This window comes from Fibrobacter sp. UBA4297 (assembly GCF_002394865.1).
GTDB lineage: Bacteria > Fibrobacterota > Fibrobacteria > Fibrobacterales > Fibrobacteraceae > Fibrobacter.
Window position 1 is genome coordinate 67,759 of sequence record NZ_DGUZ01000018.1, and the last position, 18,221, is coordinate 85,979.

The window sequence follows — 18,221 nt, forward strand, 5'->3', positions numbered from 1 at the left end:
ACATGCGTCTATTCTTAATCATTCTTTTTGCCTTATCAAGCCTTTTTTGGGGATGTTGCACCTACATTCCTCCAATTAACGAGTTTCCTCAATACGGCTATCCCGAGAAAAGCCTTGAAGAGATTAAGGCCGACGCCATTTTTCAAAGAGAGCTTACAGCGGCAAGAAAAGCGGACTCAACACATGAAGCGGTGAACAATTACATTGCAGAGGGATTTTCGCAATTAGACCACAATCATTACAATCAGTTCGCAATTACAAACTTCAACAAAGCGTGGTTGCTGGATTCACTAAACCCGCACGTTTATATGGGTTTTGCTCTATGCGAAATGAGAAATGGCAACACCAAGAACGCAATAGACTTTTATGCCAAATACCGTGAGCTATACGAAAAGAATCCCATTCCGCGCCCCCACAAGGCCAAACAAGCCGATTCCGCAGAAAATATCACAACGGTAAAGCAGAGTGCACTAGGTTACGGAAAGCTCGTAAGCCTGACGAAGGACAACGGATGGGACGGCCATTGGGAAATCAACTGGCCAAGCATCGCCATTTCTGACGACGATTCGCGAACACATTACTACCTAGAACATTCGAACGCCATACCAGAAAACGAGCGATACATTCTAAGCAGCAAACTATACACAAATCGAAATAAGCCTCTGTACACCGTAGGAAAAATCCAGATTATTCAATTTTTCGACGAACAATCGGAAAAATGGACAAAACCAACAACGGATTCCATCTATGAATTTTCATATGTGGAGCGCAAGGGACTTTTCTTTAGCGAAGAGCTGAAGAGTCTCGTCATCCTGGGAAATCCATCTAAGCCAGACACATCAGCACGCATATTCCTGCTGAAGCCCTATGCATTCCTAAACGACTCACTTGTGTTAAATAGTTACACCGACCCCATACCCGAAGGCAAATTACAAGAGATTACGACAAACACGCTGGAATTCAAACCGTACCAAAAACAGAATCCAGTTGAACCACTAAACGAACCTCCAATCCGCTCAGGAATCATCAGCGCCCTTCATGGAGGAACGTACGACTCTTTACGCTTTTTTCTAAACACGGCCCTAAAACTTGAAAATTTCTACGGAAGCCCCCTCATCAGCGACGAAGAGTTCCTCAGTCTCAACGCACTTGACGACCAGACATCAGCAAACCCGGAAATACAAAAGAAAGCATGGAACGAAGCTCATGACAGATCTAGAAACTACTCAATAAACGACTCCTTGCAGCTTCTTATCGCCTTCCGCTCGTACCCATACATTTTTACCGATAAATTTTACAACAAGATTGACACGCTACCAAAAGCTTCACTCTTAAAAGAAACGGCACAAAAGCCGTTTGCAACATCATTAAAGAAAGTCCCAAACAGCCGGACAAAAATACGGGCGCACCTAGGGCCGCAAATAAAAGTTTATAACGGCAGCATATCAGACTACATCAAAAGTCCATCCGTAGGAGTAAACTTAGACCTGGATTTTTGCATTTTATATGGATGTGCAAGCATGGGTATGAACATCTTTGGAGGAAAAGCAACAGGAAGGCCTCTATACAACAAAGACCTTGAAATGACGTTTTTAACAGGAAATGGAGTTTCCTTGTTTTGGGAACTTGGTGTAAGGCCTTTTTTCAATGAACATATGGACCTTGAACTACATGGAATTTTGGACATTTCACTCTACTCGATTGACGATGCAGACTCAAGCAACACAGGCAACTTGAATTTCGGACTCGGGGCTTCATTTTCCTACTTGATACATTCATTTACAAGCAATAAAAACATCAACAAGCTAGCAACATTCGACATCCGACTAAAACTGGATTATATTTGGAATAGAGCTCCTAAAAGATTCAAGGAATTTCAAGGAAACACACTATCTCTAGCACTCCAAGTAGGTTTTGGCTTTACCTCGTTCCGATACGAGGAAGAACTCCAAAACAGCAAAGCACCACCACTTGACCTCTTTTTATTTTAAGCACAAAATCACTATGAACTCCATCAAGAAATCTTTAATTTTATTGGCAGCCGCAACAGCATTTTCCTGTAGCGACAAACAAGAATCAAGCAGCAACAACGTAGACACCAAAGCCATAGAAAAAATCCAAACTTTCTATACCAATTACATTTTCGGGAACGAGTTCGCGAACGATTCCGTCATCGCAAAATATTGCACAAAGAGTCTCGCCCAAAAACTCCGGGACGATTACGACAGCGAGTTCAGCGATGGTGGCGGCTACGCTGTGTGGAAGTTCCGAAGCAAAGCGCAAGACGGCAAGGACATTCGCGAAATCGAGAAAATTGAGCCTCTTGGCAACGGCAAATACCTCATCCATTACAACGACATGGGCAACAAAGGCATGCACACCATCACCATCGTCCAGCAAAACGGCGAGATTTTCTTCGACAAGCTAGATTAATTATTTTTCAACAGTCATAAATTACACATTATAGCGACAGCAAAAAGACATCATTGTATCAGGATAGCCAACGCTTTTGGGAAGCAGGTATAAGCCTCAGCTTTAGATTTTCAAGGATTTTTTGCACATTTACGTACTTGCCAATCGATTTACTGAGCCTTAGTACGTAACAAAAAAATGGTTAATTTGTCTATTACGTACTTGGCAACAGGAACTGACTGTTTAAGTACGTAAAAAACGACCAAAGAGCTCTACTGCTCACATTCTTGCGTCGGAAATGGATTTATTTTACGTACTAATTTGTACATTTTGCAGGGTCTAGTACGTAAAAGCACTTAAACCAGCAAAATATCGATGCAACAGATTATATTTTTACGTACTATCAGCTTATTCACAGCGTATCAAGTACGTAAAAAGCCAACAAATCAATAAACCAAGGTGCAAAAAATGGATATCAAAGTTCTCCGGGCAACAGAAGAATGGCAACGTGCGGGAGCGTACAGCGTGCGCATCCAGGCAATGAATCGGGCATACCACATTTCACTCCGTGATGAATTCGACGAACACGATTGCGACGGTACAAAGTTTATCGTTTTGCTGGACGACGAATACCCTGTAGCGACGTGCAGATTCTACGAGATTGACGCAGAAAATGCAACAATCGGGCGCGTAGTCGTGATGCCGGAATATCGCGGTCAAAAGCTCGGCGCCATGGCGGTCCGCGAAGCCGAAAGGTGGATTCAAGAATGCGGTTACAAACAGATTGTCATCGACAGTCGCTTAGAAGCCACAGGCTTTTACGAAAAACTCGGCTACAAGCATACAGGCGACAAACCGCACCGCTGGGGCGTCTTTGACTGCATCCGTATGAAAAAAGTTCTCTAGAACTTGATTGTCACATCAACTCGCGTGGCATTAGGATTTTGCGCTATATAAATCATTCCCCAGGTTGAGATGCCAACAAATCCTGCGAGTGAAGCCCAGCCCACATGTTTCCAGTTATAGTCTTCATCCAATGCGTACGACACCGGAATTTCTATAACCATCGCTGTAAGTGCCACAAATATCGCACCATAGAGTCCCCCAAAAATACCCCAACCAATGCTCGTTTCGGTATCTTGATACATGTGGACTGATTTCACTTGATTAATCTTATCACCAAGAGAATTTTTCAGTTCAACTTTTTTTAGGGGAATCCATTTGTCCATCGGAGTAATTCTGACTCTAGATTTTTCACAATTTTCCGTCTGATTTCCAAAACAATTTGTTTCGTTTTTGCGAACAACATTTCCCGTAAGAATAGGCTTCCCCGCTTCATCTAAAAATTCAATTTTGCAATGAGGAAAATCGTCACGTTTGGACCAGCACCAGTAAAAATTTAGGATTGTCTCTATAGGCGCTTTTTCGGCTTGTTCCTCATCTAACAAAAAAGCACTCGTTCTAACAGAACGACTAAAATCCAAGAAGACCTCTTGAGAAGATTGAAATTCGTACTTTTTAACCTCACGTTTTTCGTCATCATCTGCAAAAGAATGCGAAACAGTCAAAAGCAATAAGCAACAAATTAAATAACGCAACTTCATCTATCTATTCCGTAACTATTCAAATTATTATCCGCGATACTTTGTATTGTATCCGTGATTTCCTTTGGGGCGCAAATCATTCGGGTACATCACATCGGTGTAGATATCCTGCTGCAACTTTTTTACAATTTGGTACACTTCCGCATAATTGGCAATGCTATCGATGGAAATCCCAGCGTTAGTGGAGGTTCTCCGCCCGTTCAGCGTTGCAGGATTTGCCTGAGCAGATGTCGTAATGACATCTCCCACGCCAAACCACTGGTCAAAAATGCCGCGGTGCAAATCCACATGCGAAAGTTCCGTGAACGGCTTTGACTTGTACGTGCGGCTAAACACGCCTCCCGAGGCATAAATCGCCTTATCCGTAACAACATAACTTGTATTCTGGTAGCGCCTAAACGACATCAGCGCACCAGCCAAGTAAATCCAGACCGGCATCAAGTGTAACAACATAAACGGGACGATAAAGTAGGTAGCCTCGTTCGCTTTGTCCGAAGAGCACGCGGCCCCGATAAAGAAAAAATCGAAAAGGCCCCAAATCAGTGCAAACGGAAGTAGCGGGTTAAAGATGCTTTCGAAGATAAAGCACTTTTTATTGGGTTTGCCCGCATAAATAATTTTTTCGTCTTTGCCTATTAAAAGATTAAGTTCGTTGTCCATAAAAATGCTCCAGGATGGCGGACCATAACAAATTACATTTTTTATTAGAATTTTGACAAACTACGCTTGTTTTTCTTTACATTTTAGCTAGAAAGATGATATATTATAGAAACGGCTCCTTAAGGAGATGCACTCCCCATTCGCGGATCATGCTCACATAAGTGCTAGTTGCATTCAAGGCGAGTGTCGCGACAGGCTGCTTGCAGACTGTCATGATTGAGCCGAAGATGCTGACGCAAAGCGTCAAAGCACTAAGTGAGCAAAGAGATCACGTCGGGCATGACAACCAAAACGGAGAAAATCAAATTTTAGGGTATGGAGATTAAAATGGAAGAACAGAACATCCACTCAGCAGAAGTTCAAAAACAAATGAGAAAGGTAGGGCTGAAAATTGCATTTATCATGGCGCTATTGATGAGCTTCGGACTTTCGCTGACCGGTCAACTGATGGCAGAACACCCACCTGAGATGCCAACAATCGCAATCGTCATTGGATTCTTAAAATGTTTTGCCTTGAGCTTTGTCATTAGCTTTGCGATTGGCCTTTTTGTGCCAATTCCCAAGGTGAACGCGGCTCTCGCCCGCAAGTTTCATCTGCAACCGCGTACGCCAAAGGCGCATTTTGTGGAATCGCTTGCATCCAACTTGATTTACACACCACTAATCACGACAGCCATGGTCTGCTTTGTGTACTTCACGATGATGCCCGAAAGCCACAAGCCGCCGTTCCTTGCGATGTTCGTTTTTTCGCAGGTGGTCTGCCTTGTCGTAGCGCAAGTGCTGATTATGGTGTTCGTACCGATTATCATGAAGCTAGTGCTGCCGAAAATGCCGCCGAGGCAATAAAAATTAGAAATAGAGATTCCCGCTCAAGGCGGGAATGACACGCAAGGCGAGTGCAGCAAGAATGAGTATACTCATTCTTATTGCCGAGCCGCAGCTGTCAAGCCCCGTTAGGGGAATGACACGCAAGGGAATCAAGCGAGAGGCCACTTGTGGACTCGCATTTGATGCCCGCCGAGTCATGTGCTTGCACAATGACAAAGGAGCCGAGTGATGCAGAAACATGCTTGCATGTTTCTATATCCGAAGCGAACAAGTCAGACCCCTTTAGGGGAATGACACGCAAGGCGAGAGCAGCAAGAATGAGTATACTCATTCTTATTGCCGAGCCGCAGCTGTCAAGCCCCGTTAGGGGAATGACATGCAGGGGTATCAAGCCTCGAAGATGAACGACAAAAACGCACGGGATACCCCGTGCGATTCTTGTTTTTTATGATTTTTTAGCCAAGACGTTCGTTCACAACATCCCAGTTGACAATGCTCCACAGCGACTTCAAGTAATCCGGACGGCGGTTACGGTAGTCGATGTAGTAGGCGTGTTCCCACACATCAAACGTGAGGAGCGGTTTGAGTCCCTTGGTAATCGGGTTCTGGGCGTTGCCCTCTTGCGTAATCACAAGCTTGCCCGTATCTAGCGTCGAGAGCCATACCCAACCTGAGCCAAAAAGCCCAGCGCCCTTCGTCTGGAAATCTTCCTGGAATTTTTCGAAAGTTCCGAAATCGCGAGCAATCAGCTTTGCAATTTCACCCGTCGGGACATTGTTCATCGTCGGTGCCTTGAACTGCAAAAAGTACATAGCATGGTTCAAAATCTGCCCAGCGTTATTGAACACGCCCCCATCGGCTGTCTTTACGATTTCTTCGAGCGATTTGCCTTCAAAAGCGCTCCCAGGAAGTGCAGCGTTCAAATTGTTCACGTAAGTCTGCAAGTGCTTGCCAAAATGAAAGAGCATCGCCTCCTGGCTTAATGCAGGAGCCAAATCAGCCATCCCGTACGGAAGCACTGGCATTTCAAATTTTCCATTGACTGGTTCAAACATGAAGAACCCTCCTTTTTTGGATAGTTTTTATCATTGCTCAAAGTAAATATATACTCGTCTAGCGCACTATCGTATCAAAAAAGTAAGAAACTATTATTCCATATTATAGGAGAATGCTCTATTAAACAGGAGATGCCCGCTCGGAGGCGGGCATGACAATATTAGCACAGAGGCCGGGATAACTGCATAAAGGAGATGCCCGCTTACTTCGACTGCACTCAGCACAGGCTCCGGCGGGCACAACTCGGGGATGACTAAAGACGATTATTCTTCGTCGCCTTCGTCTGAGTCTTCTTCGCTGGCAGCAGCGGCTGCGTAATTGCCGAGCAAGACGCTCACGTCCACAGACTGGAGGTCAGCAAGGCTCTTCACGCCCGTTTTCTTGTCTTCTTCGACCTTGGCGAAGTTAGCGACAATGACGTTTGCCGAGCTTGCTTCAAAGCGGCGAGTCTTGTTTGCAAGGCTCATGTTGCCCTTTGTTGCCGGGAAGAACTTGGCTTCGAGCCTAGCCATGTCCTGGGATGTTTTCACAGTCTGGAGAGCTCCGCAAGCAATGGCCCACGTGGACTTGTTCATTTCGATGCCGTTGTTCACCAATTCAAGTACCATGGAATTACCCTTGAAGGACTTGCTTGTCGTGGCTTCGTAATGTTCCCTAGCCTGGTTCACATAGTTACCCTTCTGCATGAAAAGCATGGCAATAACGCCAAAGACGAGAACGGTAAGTGCAATGGAAATATTCTTTAAATTCATGACGTTCTCCCTTATTCGAAATGGTATTCAGCCGGCTTTTCAATCTTAAGGCTGTTTGCAAGGTTGTACTGGACCAAAGCGCTGTAGTCGACGTTCTTGAGCTTGCCCTTGGCATAGCTGAACTTCACTACGCAATTCTTGCCGCAAGCGACTTCCTTAGAGCCCTTTTCGTTTTTGAGGAGGATCGTACCTTCGGCAAGGCCAGCCTTTTCGTAAATGCCGTTCTGCACAGCATCGTTAATACCAGCGCCTGTGTAAAGGTGAGAAATCTGCTTGAAGCGAGCATCCTTGTCGGATTCAATAGTAGCAAGAGCGCTCTTGAATGCGGCTTCGCTCTTTGCACCCGAAAGAACGGTGTAAACGAGCTTCCATGCCATGCTGTACTGGTCCACAGAACGCCACTGTTCCACGAGAACCTGAGTATTCTTTTCCAAATAAGCCGATTCCTGTTCGTTTGCAGTGCGTTTTGCCTGTTCCTCATAGCCGCCCTTGAGCGTCATCAAGATAACGATGAGAGCGACGAGGATGACAACGTCAGCCACGACGAGGATCTTCATTTTCTTTTTATCCATAGTATTCCTTTAGAAAAAGTCGTTTCAGAAACAATCTAAACTTTAATTTAAAAAAATCAAGCAAATTTAAAGTAAAAATAGAGCACTTACGCGCCTATTTTTTATATTCTTCTCGTATGAGCGAAGATATTTCCAAATTACCCTCCCAGATTATCTACAATAACCTCAAGGAAATGATGCGTGCCAAGAATACCGCGCACGAATCCATTTTCAAATTCCACTGGAAAAAGATGTGGCCGTTCAGCCTTATTTGGCCGCAGGTGGATTTTGTCCGTATTGTAAGGCTCATGGACGAACTGCGCAAGAACGTGGTTTCGCAAAAAGCGCTCATCAAGGAAGCGAAGTCCAAAGCTAAGCCGTACGAAAAGACGTTTCTCGACACCGTGCCAGCTTATTTAGACAACTTTGACACCTCTTGCAAGTGCCTTGCCGATGTTGCCCAGTGGAAGCAGGACATGCTCGAAAAGAAGCTTCACCACGATGTGAAAATGATACGCGACGTTTCGGAATACAACAACATTCTCAAGGCATACGAGAAGGCGCAAAACGATCTTGTGCAGGCAGGAGCATTTGTTCGTGCCGGCTGGGTCGAAGTGATTCAAGGCATAACAAAAGAGGGCGAAGGCAAATAATGCCAGCCATAAGCGTCATCATCCCCATGTACAACACCGAGGCATACATCAAGGACTGCCTTGATAGCCTCGTCGCACAGACTTTTACGGATTTTGAAGCAATCGTTATCAATGACGGTTCGACGGACGAATGTGCACGAATTGCCGCCAGTTACGCCTCATCCGATGCACGTTTCAAGCTTATCGGGCAACCGAACAAGGGCCCATCAGAAGCGCGCAACACCGGCCTCAAGATTATGCAAGGCGATTACGTCACGTTTATCGATAGCGACGACTGCGTGGCACCGAACTTTCTAGAAACACTGTTCTTTATTGCACAACTGCACCAGACAGACATTGTCTGCTGTGCAAGCCAAGTCATCGACGAGAATTATGTCGCCGACGGAAACACGCCAAACACAGCTGTTTCCAAATTGCTCACCGCAGAAGAAGCCGCAAGAATCGCGCTGTACCAAGATTCCCTGCCGGACTACTCCGCTTGGAACAAGTTGTATAAAAGAGAGCTTTGGAAAAACAGACTATTCCCCGCCGGCACAATTTTTGAAGACCTCGCCGTCATTCCAGACATTCTGCTGAGTGCAAATAAAGTTGCTACAACAAGGACTAAGCTCTATTATTATCGCAAGCGTCAGGGAAGCGAACTTTCTTTGCAAATTGCAAATCAAAAGACAGCACAACTTTTAGACATTGCTGAAAACGTTTTTGACAAAATGAAATCACATTCCAAGCCGCTTTACAAAGCCGCCCGGAATACGCTTGTGAGTGCCTGTTTTAGCGTTCTAATGCGTGTGGAAGACTCCGAAAAATTTGCAGATTGCCGAAAGAGAGCTTTGGCGCACATTCGCAAATACCGCTTGGGTTCTTTTTTTGATTTGAGAATTCGCATGCGCAACCGCATGGCTATTTTGCTTTCGTACCTTCCCCGCTTTTTGTTCCTCAAATTTTTGAAGAAAGGCATTGCGTGATTCCTTTGACGCCAAAAGAAGTCGTTATCCGCATAGCGCGGCACGTTCTCGGAGAAGAGCGCGTTCACGACTATTTAATTCGGCGAGGAATCGAGCTAAGGCATTTGCAAGACGGATACGAGGAAAATCACGAAATTAGCGAACGTCATAATATTGCGGACCAACGCGAAATTGGCGAGCATCACGCCTGTCAACAAACTCTGATATTCATGGCAGACGGCAAATGGATGCATGGTGGACTTACAGACCGTCTGCGCGGAATGGCAAGCGCCTACAAGTTCGCATCCGATCACAATCTCGATTTCAAGATTTATCACACCTCGCCATTTGAACTGCAAAAAATTTTGCAGCCGAACAACGTTGACTGGATTATTGACGAACACGAGATAAGCCGCAATTGCGAAATTGCCAAGCCCGTACTACTTTACCGTGAAGACTTCAACAACGATTCTGCGCTGGAAAGGCAACTCGATTCAAAGCACAGGCAGTTCCATCTTTACTCATGCGTGGATACAGTCGGCGAAAAATTTGCAGACTATTTCAACGAACTTTTCAAGCCTTCGCCAATTTTGGAACAAGAGCTTTTGCATTACCGCGAATCGCTAGGCGAAAGCTACACCTCGATTTCGTTCCGCTTCCAGAATAAGCTTGGGGATTTCAAGGAATTCACGTTTAAGGAATTGCCAGAGAAAGGCAAGCGCAAGCTGATGATTGCAGCGATGAATGTTTTGAGGAAGGAGATGCCCCATCAAGTGGGGCATGACAGATCGGATGCAACATTGTCATGCCCGCCGGTGAGCGGGCATCCCCCTCTCGTCTATGGAACAAGTAAAATGCTTGTAACGGCGGACAGTCCGACGTTCCTTGCAGAAGCGGAGAAATTGCCGAATGTCATTACAGTCAAGGGCAAGAGCATCCACATCGATTTCAACAATTCCAAAAACGCTACAGATTACTTAAAAGCGTTCACGGAATTTTTCCTTATTTCAAAAGCATCAAAAGCGAAACTCTACCACAATCGCAAATACAAGACGTATCCGTCAAATTTCCCGAAATACGCAGCACTGCTCGGACATGTGCCATACGAGATTGTTGAAGAATAGATTTTTCGCTACGTAAAAAGGAGATGCCCCATCAAGTGGGGCATGACAGCGTAATTAGAATTTGAGGAATATTTTGGGGATAAAAAGCTTGGGCAAACGCATCCAGAATCGGGGGGACAAAGAAATCACCTTCGGAATCAGGCGAAGCGCCTCAAGTTTACTTTGTACTGCAACGGCAGAAAACCAGTTTGCCTTCCATGCGCGAACAGCCTTTTTGTACAGTGGATGTGCGCTGTAATTTTCGGACAAAATGCGAATAATTTCTCGAAAAATCCGTTCGTGATCCAAATGCAGGTTATCGCCATGTTCACGATAATAGCAACAAACAAAATCCTTTGAAACAGGTTGCGGGCCGTAATTATAAAGGATTTTTAGATATAAAGGATAATCTTCAAAAAAATAGCGTTTATCATACCCGCCAATCGCAAGAATTTTCTCGCGAACAAACATTTCACCGCAGCCATGCAAAGCTTTTTTTCCAAGAAAAGATTCCTCAAAAGTCACCTGCGGAGCACTTCGCAAATAGCGAACATCCATCTCGCCCAACGAACCATCGTCATACAGCGGAACAATCTGACCAAAGCACGCCGCGGCATCCGGATGCGCATCAAGGAAGTCGCTCTGTTTTTTGAGTCTGTCCGGCGGCATGATATCGTCTGATGAAAAAGAACACACGTATTCGCCTTGTGCAAGTTCGAGAGCTTCGTTTAGAGTAGCAACAACGCCCTTGTTTGGACGATGGATGTACGTGAATTTCAGTTCATCAGCCAAGCGCTTTAGAATTTCAGGGGTACGGTCCTTGCTTCCGTCGTCAATGACAATCAGCTCAAAATCAACACCTGACTGTTCCATTACAGAACGGACGGCAGCTTCAACATATTGTTCATGATTGTAGCTAGGCAAGATTACGGAAACTTTCGGCGCCATTATTTCGCCTCCGATTTTACGCTAGGAGTTTTTGACCATTCCAAACGGCAAACAAGCACAAGCGATGCCATTAACGTCAAGAAGTTTTCTAGCGCATACGCCATCATCGGGCCATTAAATTCATAGAGCTTTATAAAAGCATAGGCGGAACTTGCAAGAACCAATTCTGAACAAATTTCTAGCACCAGGAATTTTTTCGTTTCACGGCGGGCAATCAGCACAAGCCCAAGCGCCCAACCGCCCACGCGGAAAAAATCGCCTAGCAACTGCATAAACATGTAATCGGCGGCGCCAGCGTACGCAGACGAAAGCATCACGGCGACCAAAAGCGAACGCCCCAAATAGAGAATTACGACAGCCACAAGCGCAAGAGCCATCGCCTTTACAAGAATCGGCCGGAACATCCCCCAGAATTCTGATTTCGTCATTTTCGCAGAGACCCGTGGCAAGATGATAACACCGAGAATAGCCGAGAAAAATGCCGTCAAGAAATCAGATATTTTCCAGATTCCCTGCCAAATACCAGCAGCATCCCACCCCAAATTATCACCAACCGTCTGTCGCATAAACGTGAGCACCACAGGCGACAATAGCATCGGTACAATTCCCATCAGCGCATACGAGATCCATGGCGCGCGAATGTCCAAAGCCGTCTTGCGAATTTCGCTCAAGCTAAAGCCCGCCCGCGAAGCTATTTGCGCTGCAAAAATTCCAGCAATTACAGACTGTGTTGCCACAATCGAAAGCACGCTCAGGCGCCCGGAATAAAGGAAAAATGCAACCCATAACATTTGCCACAGCGATGACACCATGTTGATGAGCGCCCAACGGCGGTAATGCCCAAGCCCATTCATCACGGATGCAGTAATCGTAATGATATTTGTCGCAAAAACTCCCGGCAACGCAAAAATAATCGCCGCCTGTACAAGACGCGGATGAATGCCCGGGAAAAATGTTTCTAGCGGGAGCGTAAAGCAGAGCACAAGCGCAAGCGCAAAAGTGAAAATACTAGCAAATGTTGTCAGACGAAAACCGCCGCGCCACACGCCACGCAACTGCTCCAAGTTGTTTTTGTTCTGAGCCGAGAGACTCACCCAGCCGTTCTGGAGCGCCAAGGACGAGGTCGCCTGCCCCATCGTCATAATGTTCATGAACTGTCCGACACACGCAAACGCACTCGGCGGAAGGAAAATTGCAAGCAGTTTGTTTACAACAAAAACACGAACCGCATTCAGGAACGTCACCATTCCAGAGCCCATAAACGCTTTCCAAAAATTCACTTGTTCAGATTTTTTCATGTCCACTACTTTGTCATACCCGCCTCCGAGCGGGCATCTGCTTTTTCGCATATTTTAAAAATCATTAATCGTCCCAATCACTTCAGAGACCTCATCGTCCGTCATCACGGGACTCATCGGAATGCTAAGGACTGTTTTCGCCATCGTTTCTGCAATCGGATACTCGCCACTAAACTCATGAGCATAAGCCTCTTGCAAATGCGGAGGAATCGGATAATGAATAAGCGTTTCAATGCCATGTGCCGTCAAGTACTTTTGCATTTCGTTGCGGGCATCTTCGCTCTTTAAGCGAATTACAAATACATGCCAGACATGCTCCGACGGCGACTGCGGAATTTCGGGCAACAGGACATTCGGGTTCTTGATTTCGGAACAATAGCGGGCCGCAATTTCTTGACGACGTTCGTTAGATTCATCCAAATGCGGAAGTTTCGCAAGCAAAAGAGCCGCCTGCATCTCGTCCAGGCGAGAATTCACGCCCTTTAACTTGTTCACGTATTTGCGCTCGGAACCGTAATTGCCAAGGGTTCGCACCATATTTGCGACATCGGCATCATTCGTAAGGACCATGCCCGCATCGCCAAACGCTCCCAGATTCTTTGTCGGATAAAAGCTAAATGCGGCCGCCGAACCAAACGAGCCAGCACAACGCCCATCGCGCAAGCGGGCTCCATGCGCCTGAGCGCTATCCTCAAAAACAAGCAAGCCACGCGAATTTGCAAATTCACAAATTTCGTCTACCGCACAAAGACGTCCATACAAATGCACCATAAGAATAGCACGAGTCCGCGCACCGCAGGATTCTTTTATGCGCTTCGGATCCATGTCATAGCTATTTTCGGCAGGTTCCACAAGCACTGGCTTGAGCCCTGCGGCACTCACAGCAAGAACTGTCGCAATAAACGTATTTGAAGGCACCAGAACTTCGTCGCCTTCATGCAAGCGCCCCAGTTCCATCGAGGCACGCAACATAAGGGTCAGCGCATCGAGTCCATTCCCCACCCCTACAGCGTGCTTCACACCGCAATATTCAGCAAACGCCTGTTCAAAACATTCACAAAAATGCCCACGGATATACCAACCCGATTCCACAACGGATGCCGCTGCTTCTTTCAGGGAATCCATGAATGGGGCATTTAAACTCTTGAGATCGAGAAAGGGAACTTTTGCCATAAACTCCAATATAAAAAAATCGGCTCCGCTAAACGGAACCGATTACTGAGCTACGAAGGGCTCGAACCTTCGACCCACGCCTTAAAAGGGCGTTGCTCTACCAACTGAGCTAGTAGCCCGAGCAAGGGCAAATATAAAAAAACTTTTTTTTATTGTAAAGGCATAAGAACAGCCAATAATTAAAAAAAAAACATCCACCTTGCACATTTAATGCCAATCATCGCGCTGACTTTTTATAAATTTACACCATGGATTTACTGAAAAAACTATCTGCAATAGCGGCTCTCGCCATCGCGTGTCCGGCATCTGATTTTGGCTATTTTTCTAAGCACGATGCAGGCCAAGAAGTTTTTTCGTTCCTTTCTACATTTGACAGCCCGCGCAATGCCGCTCTCGAGAAGTCGGCATCGGCACTGCCCTCTACTGACCCGTCGGTAGTTCAGCTAAACCCGGCTGCACTCGTGATGACCGAAGGTAAAAAACGCGTCGCCGAAGCTCATTGGCAAACAGGCGAAATGGCAAGCAACGTGGGAACGCTTTCTTACACAACGCAGTACGAAAAATTCATCTTGCAGTTCTCGTACAACTGGCAATCCTACGGGACCATCGTCGGCTATGACGAAAATGGCGAAGAAAACGGCAGCGAGTACAAGCCATTTAGCCAACTTACCACATTGTCTGTAGCTTACCCGATGAAACACATTCGCGTAGGAGCAACCCTCAAGTTCGCTTCGGATAAAATGACGGGAGATGCCACAGACCAGGCAGCATTGGTAGCAGCATTTGACTGGGGCCTAACCTGGATGTCTGACACCAAGAACTATGGTTTTTCATTTGTTGCAAGAGACTTCGGTGCGATGCTCCGCGGTTATCTGAAGGAAGACGCTGATGACTCCTACAACTTGGCGCAGACATTTGCAATCGGCGGATTTATGAGGCCGCGCAGCGTACCGCGCTTGACATTGTTTGCAGAAACAGACTTTCCGCGCTATGCAGAACCGGACCTGAACCTCGGTGCCGAATATGCGCTCGGCGAATTCTTCCGCATCCGCGCAGGCTTTACTCGTACATGGCTAGACATTTCACGCGACATCAAGGAACTGGCCAATTCTTCTAGTAGGCCCGACGAGACAAACGAAGGGCGCGTATTCAGCCTTGGTCTCGGATACTCATCGGAGCTGTTCGCCTTTGACTACGCATTTTCGTACCTTGCCGAAGATCTCGGCTATGAGCACAGGATTGGCCTCCGCGTAGAATTTTAGCAGGAACTAGACTCCATGCGACAGTTTGACGTTTTTGTTTTCAGCGAAAACTACGACGAAACGCGAGGCGCACTTCCCCAACCACCATTCACGGACGACGAACTCGGCTGGTTTTATACAAACGACTGGAACAAGCATCTCGACGAAATTGAAGGCGAATGGGTTGTTTTTACGCATCCAAGCATCAGGATTGACCGCAATTTTTTGAACAACGTCGCCGAAGTCACGGACGGATTCCCGATGGTAGATGCTTTTGCGCCACGCATCCGTACTGACAAAGGAAATTTTTTAGGCGGATATCTGTTAAAGCCTGCATCCAAGGGTTCAGGTTTTATTGAAATTGACGAGAACGCTCCGTTGCGCTATGTGGCAGCACCGCATCCATTCCTTGCCGTATTTTCAAGACGCATTATACAGCGCACAGGCGGTTTTGACATGACACTCCCGCCAGCCATGCGCCTTGCCGATTTCACGCTACGCATGATGCATGCCGGTGGCAAGATGTTCTCCGTGCCATACCTAGTGGCACAAGCAATAGGAGACGAAGCTGTGGCCGTCACAGGAAACGGAAGCAACGAAAGCGCACACGTCCATAAAGGAACGAACAAATTAACAGGAATGGACAACCTAAAATCGGTTGCGATTATTTTATCCAAAGCATTCGGATTCGAAGCATCATTGCCATTCGCCCTCCACCATCCAAGCGTCATCCCGACGCTACTGTGCAACCGCAAAGAGCGTAAAGCCAAGCGCGAAGCGGCAACACTCCTCTCCAAACTCAAGGCCGATTTTCTAAAAGAAGTGACTAGTCATTAACGAGAGGGCGATGCCCGATCGATGTCGGACATGACAAACAAAAACAATCGTATACTGCGCCTCCGGCGCAAAAAAAAAGAACCCCGCCGAGTGGCGAGGTCCAAAAGCTTTTTAGCGGAGGTGTGGGAAACAATTTGCTTTTAGGCGGTTACGCCCACACCACTAACACTAGTTAAACTTTAATTAGCCCTTGTAGTTGGTGATAACGCGAGCCATTTCGCAAACCTTGTTGCTGTAGCCCCATTCGTTATCGTACCAAGAGCAGACCTTCACGAAGGTCGGGTCGAGCTGGATACCGGCCTTGGCGTCGAAGATAGAAGTGCACGGATTGTTGCGGAAGTCGGTAGAAACAACAGCGTCTTCGGTGTAGCCGAGGATGCCCTTGAGTTCGCCTTCAGAAGCTTCCTTCATAGCAGCGCAGATTGCTGCGTATGCTGCATCCTTGTCAGCAGCCGGAGCGTTCTTGAGTTCAGCAGTGAGGTCAACGAAGGAAACGTCGGAAGTCGGCACGCGGAGAGACATACCAGTGAGCTTGCCATTGAGCTGCGGGAGAACCTTACCCACGGCCTTTGCAGCACCCGTAGAAGACGGGATGATGTTTTCGAGGATGCCACGGCCACCGCGCCAGTCCTTCTTGGACGGGCCGTCAACGGTCTTCTGAGTAGCAGTTGCAGCGTGAACGGTGGTCATGAGGCCACGGACGATGCCGAACTTTTCGTCAAGAACCTTGGAGATCGGAGCGAGGCAGTTAGTGGTGCAGGAAGCGTTGGAGATGATCTTCTGACCAGCGTAGGTCTTGTGGTTAACACCATAGACGAACATCGGAGTTGCATCCTTGGACGGAGCAGACATGATGACCTTCTTGGCACCAGCCTTGAGGTGAGCAGAAGCGAGTTCTTCGGTGAGGAAGAAACCAGTGGATTCAACAACGACGTCTACATCGAGAGCGCCCCAAGTGATGTTGGTCGGATCCTTTTCAGCGAAGATCTGGATCTTGTTGCCGTCAACAATGAGGAAGTTGCCTTCGACCTTGATGTCGTGGTTGAACTGACCGTGGACGGAGTCATACTTGAGCATGTATGCGAGGTAGTCAGCGTCGAGAAGGTCGTTGATACCGACAACAGTGATGTCCTTGGAGAAGTTTTCCACAGCAGCGCGGAAGACCATACGGCCGATACGACCGAAACCATTAATACCGAGTTTGAGAGCCATTATTGGATCCTTTTTTTTATTGTTGAAATTGCTACCCACCTACACGGTGGAGCTTTGCTGGCAGGAAAGATACAAAAAATCAAAGTGTTTGTGTAGTAATAATCTCAAAAAAAGAGAGTAAAACGACCAAAGACCGCCAGGTGAGGTCTTACCGCATCTACCACCCCTATTTTTCCAGGACTTCGAGGACGAGCTTTTCGAGCATTTCGAAACTCGGGGCCCCGCTCCAGACGCGCTTGATGTAGCCATTCGAGTCTAGGAGCATGAGCGTCGGGACCGCATGAATCCCGTAACGGCGCCAGAGCCCCTGGTCGGCATCGCGGTAAAGCGGATACGGGGACGCATGCTGCTTCTTGTAGAATGCAAGGAGCGGCTTGGTCTGTTCAGACGAAATGCCGATGACTTCGAGTCCCTGGCTAGAATACTTGTTGTAGATTTTTTCAAGCACGGGGAGCGTCTGGCGACATGGTCCGCACCAGGTCGCCCAGAAGTCGAGAAGCGTCGCCTTTGGCGCATCCTTTCTCTTTTCACCGTTCTTGTAGAAGTTCTTGCCGAACTCAGCCATCTTGCTTCCGATAGCAGAACCGGTGAGGCTAGAAATATCGTCTGGACGTTCCGTGAGCGTCACCGTGAGCGGGATGCGCTTTCCATCGCGGAAAACATCGATGGATACTTTAGAACCGACCTTTGATGTTTTCAAGACATTCTGAATTTGAGCCACATTCACCAAATCCTTGCCATCAAAACCGACAACCAGATCCCCCGAAACGACCCCCGCCGAGAGACACCCCGATTCCGGATGCACACCAGAAACTCGAAGTGCCAAATGATTTTCATAGAGATCTTTCTTGTAAATGAGCCCAAGCCACGGCCCCGCAAACGCAGAAGCCGAGAGGAGCAATAGAACACAAATGGCACGAATGATTTTCGACATTTAATCCATCCTATA

Annotated in this window: 20 protein-coding genes and 1 tRNA gene; 9 read left to right on the forward strand and 12 right to left on the reverse strand. The window is 46.9% G+C overall.

From position 1 onward, the window contains the following. Positions 1 to 2: 2 nt before the first annotated feature. The 3 genes from B3A20_RS10150 to B3A20_RS10160 all read left to right on the forward strand — a co-directional run bounded on the left by B3A20_RS10150 (position 3) and on the right by B3A20_RS10160 (position 3,318). The gene (locus tag B3A20_RS10150; RefSeq protein ID WP_290764311.1) at positions 3 to 1,991 is read left to right on the forward strand and encodes a tetratricopeptide repeat protein; all 1,989 of its coding nucleotides are present in this window, start codon (positions 3 to 5) and stop codon (positions 1,989 to 1,991) included. Between the two features lie 13 nt (positions 1,992 to 2,004). Beyond that, positions 2,005 to 2,433 carry a hypothetical protein gene (locus B3A20_RS10155; protein ID WP_290764314.1) on the forward strand — a complete coding sequence of 143 codons (429 nt, stop codon included), beginning with the start codon at positions 2,005 to 2,007 and terminating at the stop codon, positions 2,431 to 2,433. Between the two features lie 447 nt (positions 2,434 to 2,880). Further along, positions 2,881 to 3,318, forward strand: coding sequence for a GNAT family N-acetyltransferase (locus B3A20_RS10160; protein ID WP_290764318.1), 438 nt, complete (start codon positions 2,881 to 2,883; stop codon positions 3,316 to 3,318). Here B3A20_RS10160 and B3A20_RS10165 read toward each other — a convergent pair. Further along, positions 3,315 to 4,016 (reverse strand): hypothetical protein, encoded by a 702-nt coding sequence (locus tag B3A20_RS10165; protein ID WP_290764320.1) that lies wholly within the window; start codon positions 4,014 to 4,016, stop codon positions 3,315 to 3,317. The two genes, B3A20_RS10160 and B3A20_RS10165, sit on opposite strands and share 4 nt — an antisense overlap. Positions 4,017 to 4,043: 27 nt before the next feature. Next, positions 4,044 to 4,676 (reverse strand): PH domain-containing protein, encoded by a 633-nt coding sequence (locus B3A20_RS10170; protein WP_290764323.1) that lies wholly within the window; start codon positions 4,674 to 4,676, stop codon positions 4,044 to 4,046. 327 nt (positions 4,677 to 5,003) lie between these two features. Here B3A20_RS10170 and B3A20_RS10175 point away from each other — a divergent pair, with 327 nt between their 5' ends. Continuing rightward, positions 5,004 to 5,522, forward strand: coding sequence for a hypothetical protein (locus B3A20_RS10175; RefSeq protein ID WP_290764326.1), 519 nt, complete (start codon positions 5,004 to 5,006; stop codon positions 5,520 to 5,522). A gap of 97 nt (positions 5,523 to 5,619) precedes the next feature. On the opposite strand, the gene B3A20_RS10180 is transcribed toward B3A20_RS10175, so the two are convergent. The 4 genes from B3A20_RS10180 to B3A20_RS10195 form a co-directional block, all read right to left on the reverse strand. Then, a complete protein-coding gene (locus B3A20_RS10180; protein WP_290764329.1) occupies positions 5,620 to 5,835 on the reverse strand; it encodes a hypothetical protein in 216 nt (71 codons plus the stop codon). Positions 5,836 to 5,959: 124 nt separating this feature from the next. After that, positions 5,960 to 6,559 (reverse strand): superoxide dismutase, encoded by a 600-nt coding sequence (locus tag B3A20_RS10185; RefSeq protein ID WP_290764332.1) that lies wholly within the window; start codon positions 6,557 to 6,559, stop codon positions 5,960 to 5,962. 264 nt (positions 6,560 to 6,823) lie between these two features. Then, positions 6,824 to 7,312 (reverse strand): hypothetical protein, encoded by a 489-nt coding sequence (locus tag B3A20_RS10190; protein ID WP_290764335.1) that lies wholly within the window; start codon positions 7,310 to 7,312, stop codon positions 6,824 to 6,826. 11 nt (positions 7,313 to 7,323) lie between these two features. Beyond that, positions 7,324 to 7,884: a hypothetical protein gene (locus B3A20_RS10195; protein WP_290764338.1), complete on the reverse strand. Its 561-nt coding sequence runs from the start codon at positions 7,882 to 7,884 to the stop codon at positions 7,324 to 7,326. A gap of 116 nt (positions 7,885 to 8,000) precedes the next feature. On the opposite strand from B3A20_RS10195, the gene B3A20_RS10200 reads away from it, so the two are divergent. The 3 genes from B3A20_RS10200 to B3A20_RS10210 are packed head-to-tail and all read left to right on the forward strand — an operon-like array spanning position 8,001 to position 10,584. Further along, entirely contained in the window at positions 8,001 to 8,516 is a 516-nt protein-coding gene (locus B3A20_RS10200) for a hypothetical protein (protein ID WP_085490219.1), read from the forward strand. Then, on the forward strand, positions 8,516 to 9,481 hold the full coding sequence (locus B3A20_RS10205; RefSeq protein ID WP_290764343.1) for a glycosyltransferase family 2 protein: 966 nt from the start codon (positions 8,516 to 8,518) through the stop codon (positions 9,479 to 9,481). Before B3A20_RS10200 ends, B3A20_RS10205 begins: the two co-directional genes overlap by 1 nt. Then, positions 9,478 to 10,584: a hypothetical protein gene (locus B3A20_RS10210; protein WP_290764346.1), complete on the forward strand. Its 1,107-nt coding sequence runs from the start codon at positions 9,478 to 9,480 to the stop codon at positions 10,582 to 10,584. The genes B3A20_RS10205 and B3A20_RS10210 overlap by 4 nt, the downstream gene beginning before the upstream one ends. A 54-nt stretch (positions 10,585 to 10,638) precedes the next feature. Here B3A20_RS10210 and B3A20_RS10215 read toward each other — a convergent pair whose 3' ends face one another. From B3A20_RS10215 to B3A20_RS10230, 4 genes are all read right to left on the reverse strand, one after another. Continuing rightward, complete coding sequence (locus B3A20_RS10215; protein ID WP_290764349.1) at positions 10,639 to 11,511, reverse strand: glycosyltransferase family 2 protein; 873 nt, start codon at positions 11,509 to 11,511, stop codon at positions 10,639 to 10,641. Beyond that, positions 11,511 to 12,809, reverse strand: a complete 1,299-nt coding sequence (locus B3A20_RS10220; protein WP_290764353.1) for an O-antigen translocase — start codon at positions 12,807 to 12,809, stop codon at positions 11,511 to 11,513. Before B3A20_RS10220 ends, B3A20_RS10215 begins: the two co-directional genes overlap by 1 nt. A gap of 54 nt (positions 12,810 to 12,863) precedes the next feature. Further along, positions 12,864 to 13,982, reverse strand: a complete 1,119-nt coding sequence (locus B3A20_RS10225) for a DegT/DnrJ/EryC1/StrS family aminotransferase (RefSeq protein ID WP_290764356.1) — start codon at positions 13,980 to 13,982, stop codon at positions 12,864 to 12,866. A gap of 46 nt (positions 13,983 to 14,028) precedes the next feature. Next, positions 14,029 to 14,101, reverse strand: a tRNA-Lys gene (locus tag B3A20_RS10230). Between the two features lie 129 nt (positions 14,102 to 14,230). Between B3A20_RS10230 and B3A20_RS10235 the strand changes: the two genes are divergently transcribed. Together B3A20_RS10235 and B3A20_RS10240 are read left to right on the forward strand one after the other, a co-directional pair. Further along, a complete protein-coding gene (locus B3A20_RS10235) occupies positions 14,231 to 15,244 on the forward strand; it encodes a hypothetical protein (protein ID WP_290764358.1) in 1,014 nt (337 codons plus the stop codon). Between the two features lie 15 nt (positions 15,245 to 15,259). Further along, positions 15,260 to 16,060, forward strand: a complete 801-nt coding sequence (locus tag B3A20_RS10240) for a hypothetical protein (RefSeq protein ID WP_290764360.1) — start codon at positions 15,260 to 15,262, stop codon at positions 16,058 to 16,060. A 183-nt stretch (positions 16,061 to 16,243) separates the two neighbouring features. On the opposite strand, the gene gap is transcribed toward B3A20_RS10240, so the two are convergent. Together gap and B3A20_RS10250 are read right to left on the reverse strand one after the other, a co-directional pair. Continuing rightward, positions 16,244 to 17,272: a type I glyceraldehyde-3-phosphate dehydrogenase gene (gap, locus tag B3A20_RS10245; RefSeq protein ID WP_290764362.1), complete on the reverse strand. Its 1,029-nt coding sequence runs from the start codon at positions 17,270 to 17,272 to the stop codon at positions 16,244 to 16,246. A 166-nt stretch (positions 17,273 to 17,438) separates the two neighbouring features. Then, positions 17,439 to 18,206, reverse strand: a complete 768-nt coding sequence (locus B3A20_RS10250; RefSeq protein WP_290764365.1) for a thioredoxin-like domain-containing protein — start codon at positions 18,204 to 18,206, stop codon at positions 17,439 to 17,441. Between the last annotated feature and the right edge of the window lie 15 nt (positions 18,207 to 18,221).

Coding starts and splice junctions, on each gene's coding strand:
- B3A20_RS10150 (WP_290764311.1), top strand. CDS start 3: ATGCGTCTATTCTTAATCATTCTTTTTGCCTTATCAAGCCTTTTTTGG.
- B3A20_RS10155 (WP_290764314.1), top strand. CDS start 2,005: ATGAACTCCATCAAGAAATCTTTAATTTTATTGGCAGCCGCAACAGCA.
- B3A20_RS10160 (WP_290764318.1), top strand. CDS start 2,881: ATGGATATCAAAGTTCTCCGGGCAACAGAAGAATGGCAACGTGCGGGA.
- B3A20_RS10165 (WP_290764320.1), bottom strand. CDS start 4,016: ATGAAGTTGCGTTATTTAATTTGTTGCTTATTGCTTTTGACTGTTTCG.
- B3A20_RS10170 (WP_290764323.1), bottom strand. CDS start 4,676: ATGGACAACGAACTTAATCTTTTAATAGGCAAAGACGAAAAAATTATT.
- B3A20_RS10175 (WP_290764326.1), top strand. CDS start 5,004: ATGGAAGAACAGAACATCCACTCAGCAGAAGTTCAAAAACAAATGAGA.
- B3A20_RS10180 (WP_290764329.1), bottom strand. CDS start 5,835: ATGAGTATACTCATTCTTGCTGCTCTCGCCTTGCGTGTCATTCCCCTA.
- B3A20_RS10185 (WP_290764332.1), bottom strand. CDS start 6,559: ATGTTTGAACCAGTCAATGGAAAATTTGAAATGCCAGTGCTTCCGTAC.
- B3A20_RS10190 (WP_290764335.1), bottom strand. CDS start 7,312: ATGAATTTAAAGAATATTTCCATTGCACTTACCGTTCTCGTCTTTGGC.
- B3A20_RS10195 (WP_290764338.1), bottom strand. CDS start 7,884: ATGGATAAAAAGAAAATGAAGATCCTCGTCGTGGCTGACGTTGTCATC.
- B3A20_RS10200 (WP_085490219.1), top strand. CDS start 8,001: ATGAGCGAAGATATTTCCAAATTACCCTCCCAGATTATCTACAATAAC.
- B3A20_RS10205 (WP_290764343.1), top strand. CDS start 8,516: ATGCCAGCCATAAGCGTCATCATCCCCATGTACAACACCGAGGCATAC.
- B3A20_RS10215 (WP_290764349.1), bottom strand. CDS start 11,511: ATGGCGCCGAAAGTTTCCGTAATCTTGCCTAGCTACAATCATGAACAA.
- B3A20_RS10220 (WP_290764353.1), bottom strand. CDS start 12,809: ATGAAAAAATCTGAACAAGTGAATTTTTGGAAAGCGTTTATGGGCTCT.
- B3A20_RS10225 (WP_290764356.1), bottom strand. CDS start 13,982: ATGGCAAAAGTTCCCTTTCTCGATCTCAAGAGTTTAAATGCCCCATTC.
- B3A20_RS10235 (WP_290764358.1), top strand. CDS start 14,231: ATGGATTTACTGAAAAAACTATCTGCAATAGCGGCTCTCGCCATCGCG.
- B3A20_RS10240 (WP_290764360.1), top strand. CDS start 15,260: ATGCGACAGTTTGACGTTTTTGTTTTCAGCGAAAACTACGACGAAACG.
- gap (WP_290764362.1), bottom strand. CDS start 17,272: ATGGCTCTCAAACTCGGTATTAATGGTTTCGGTCGTATCGGCCGTATG.
- B3A20_RS10250 (WP_290764365.1), bottom strand. CDS start 18,206: ATGTCGAAAATCATTCGTGCCATTTGTGTTCTATTGCTCCTCTCGGCT.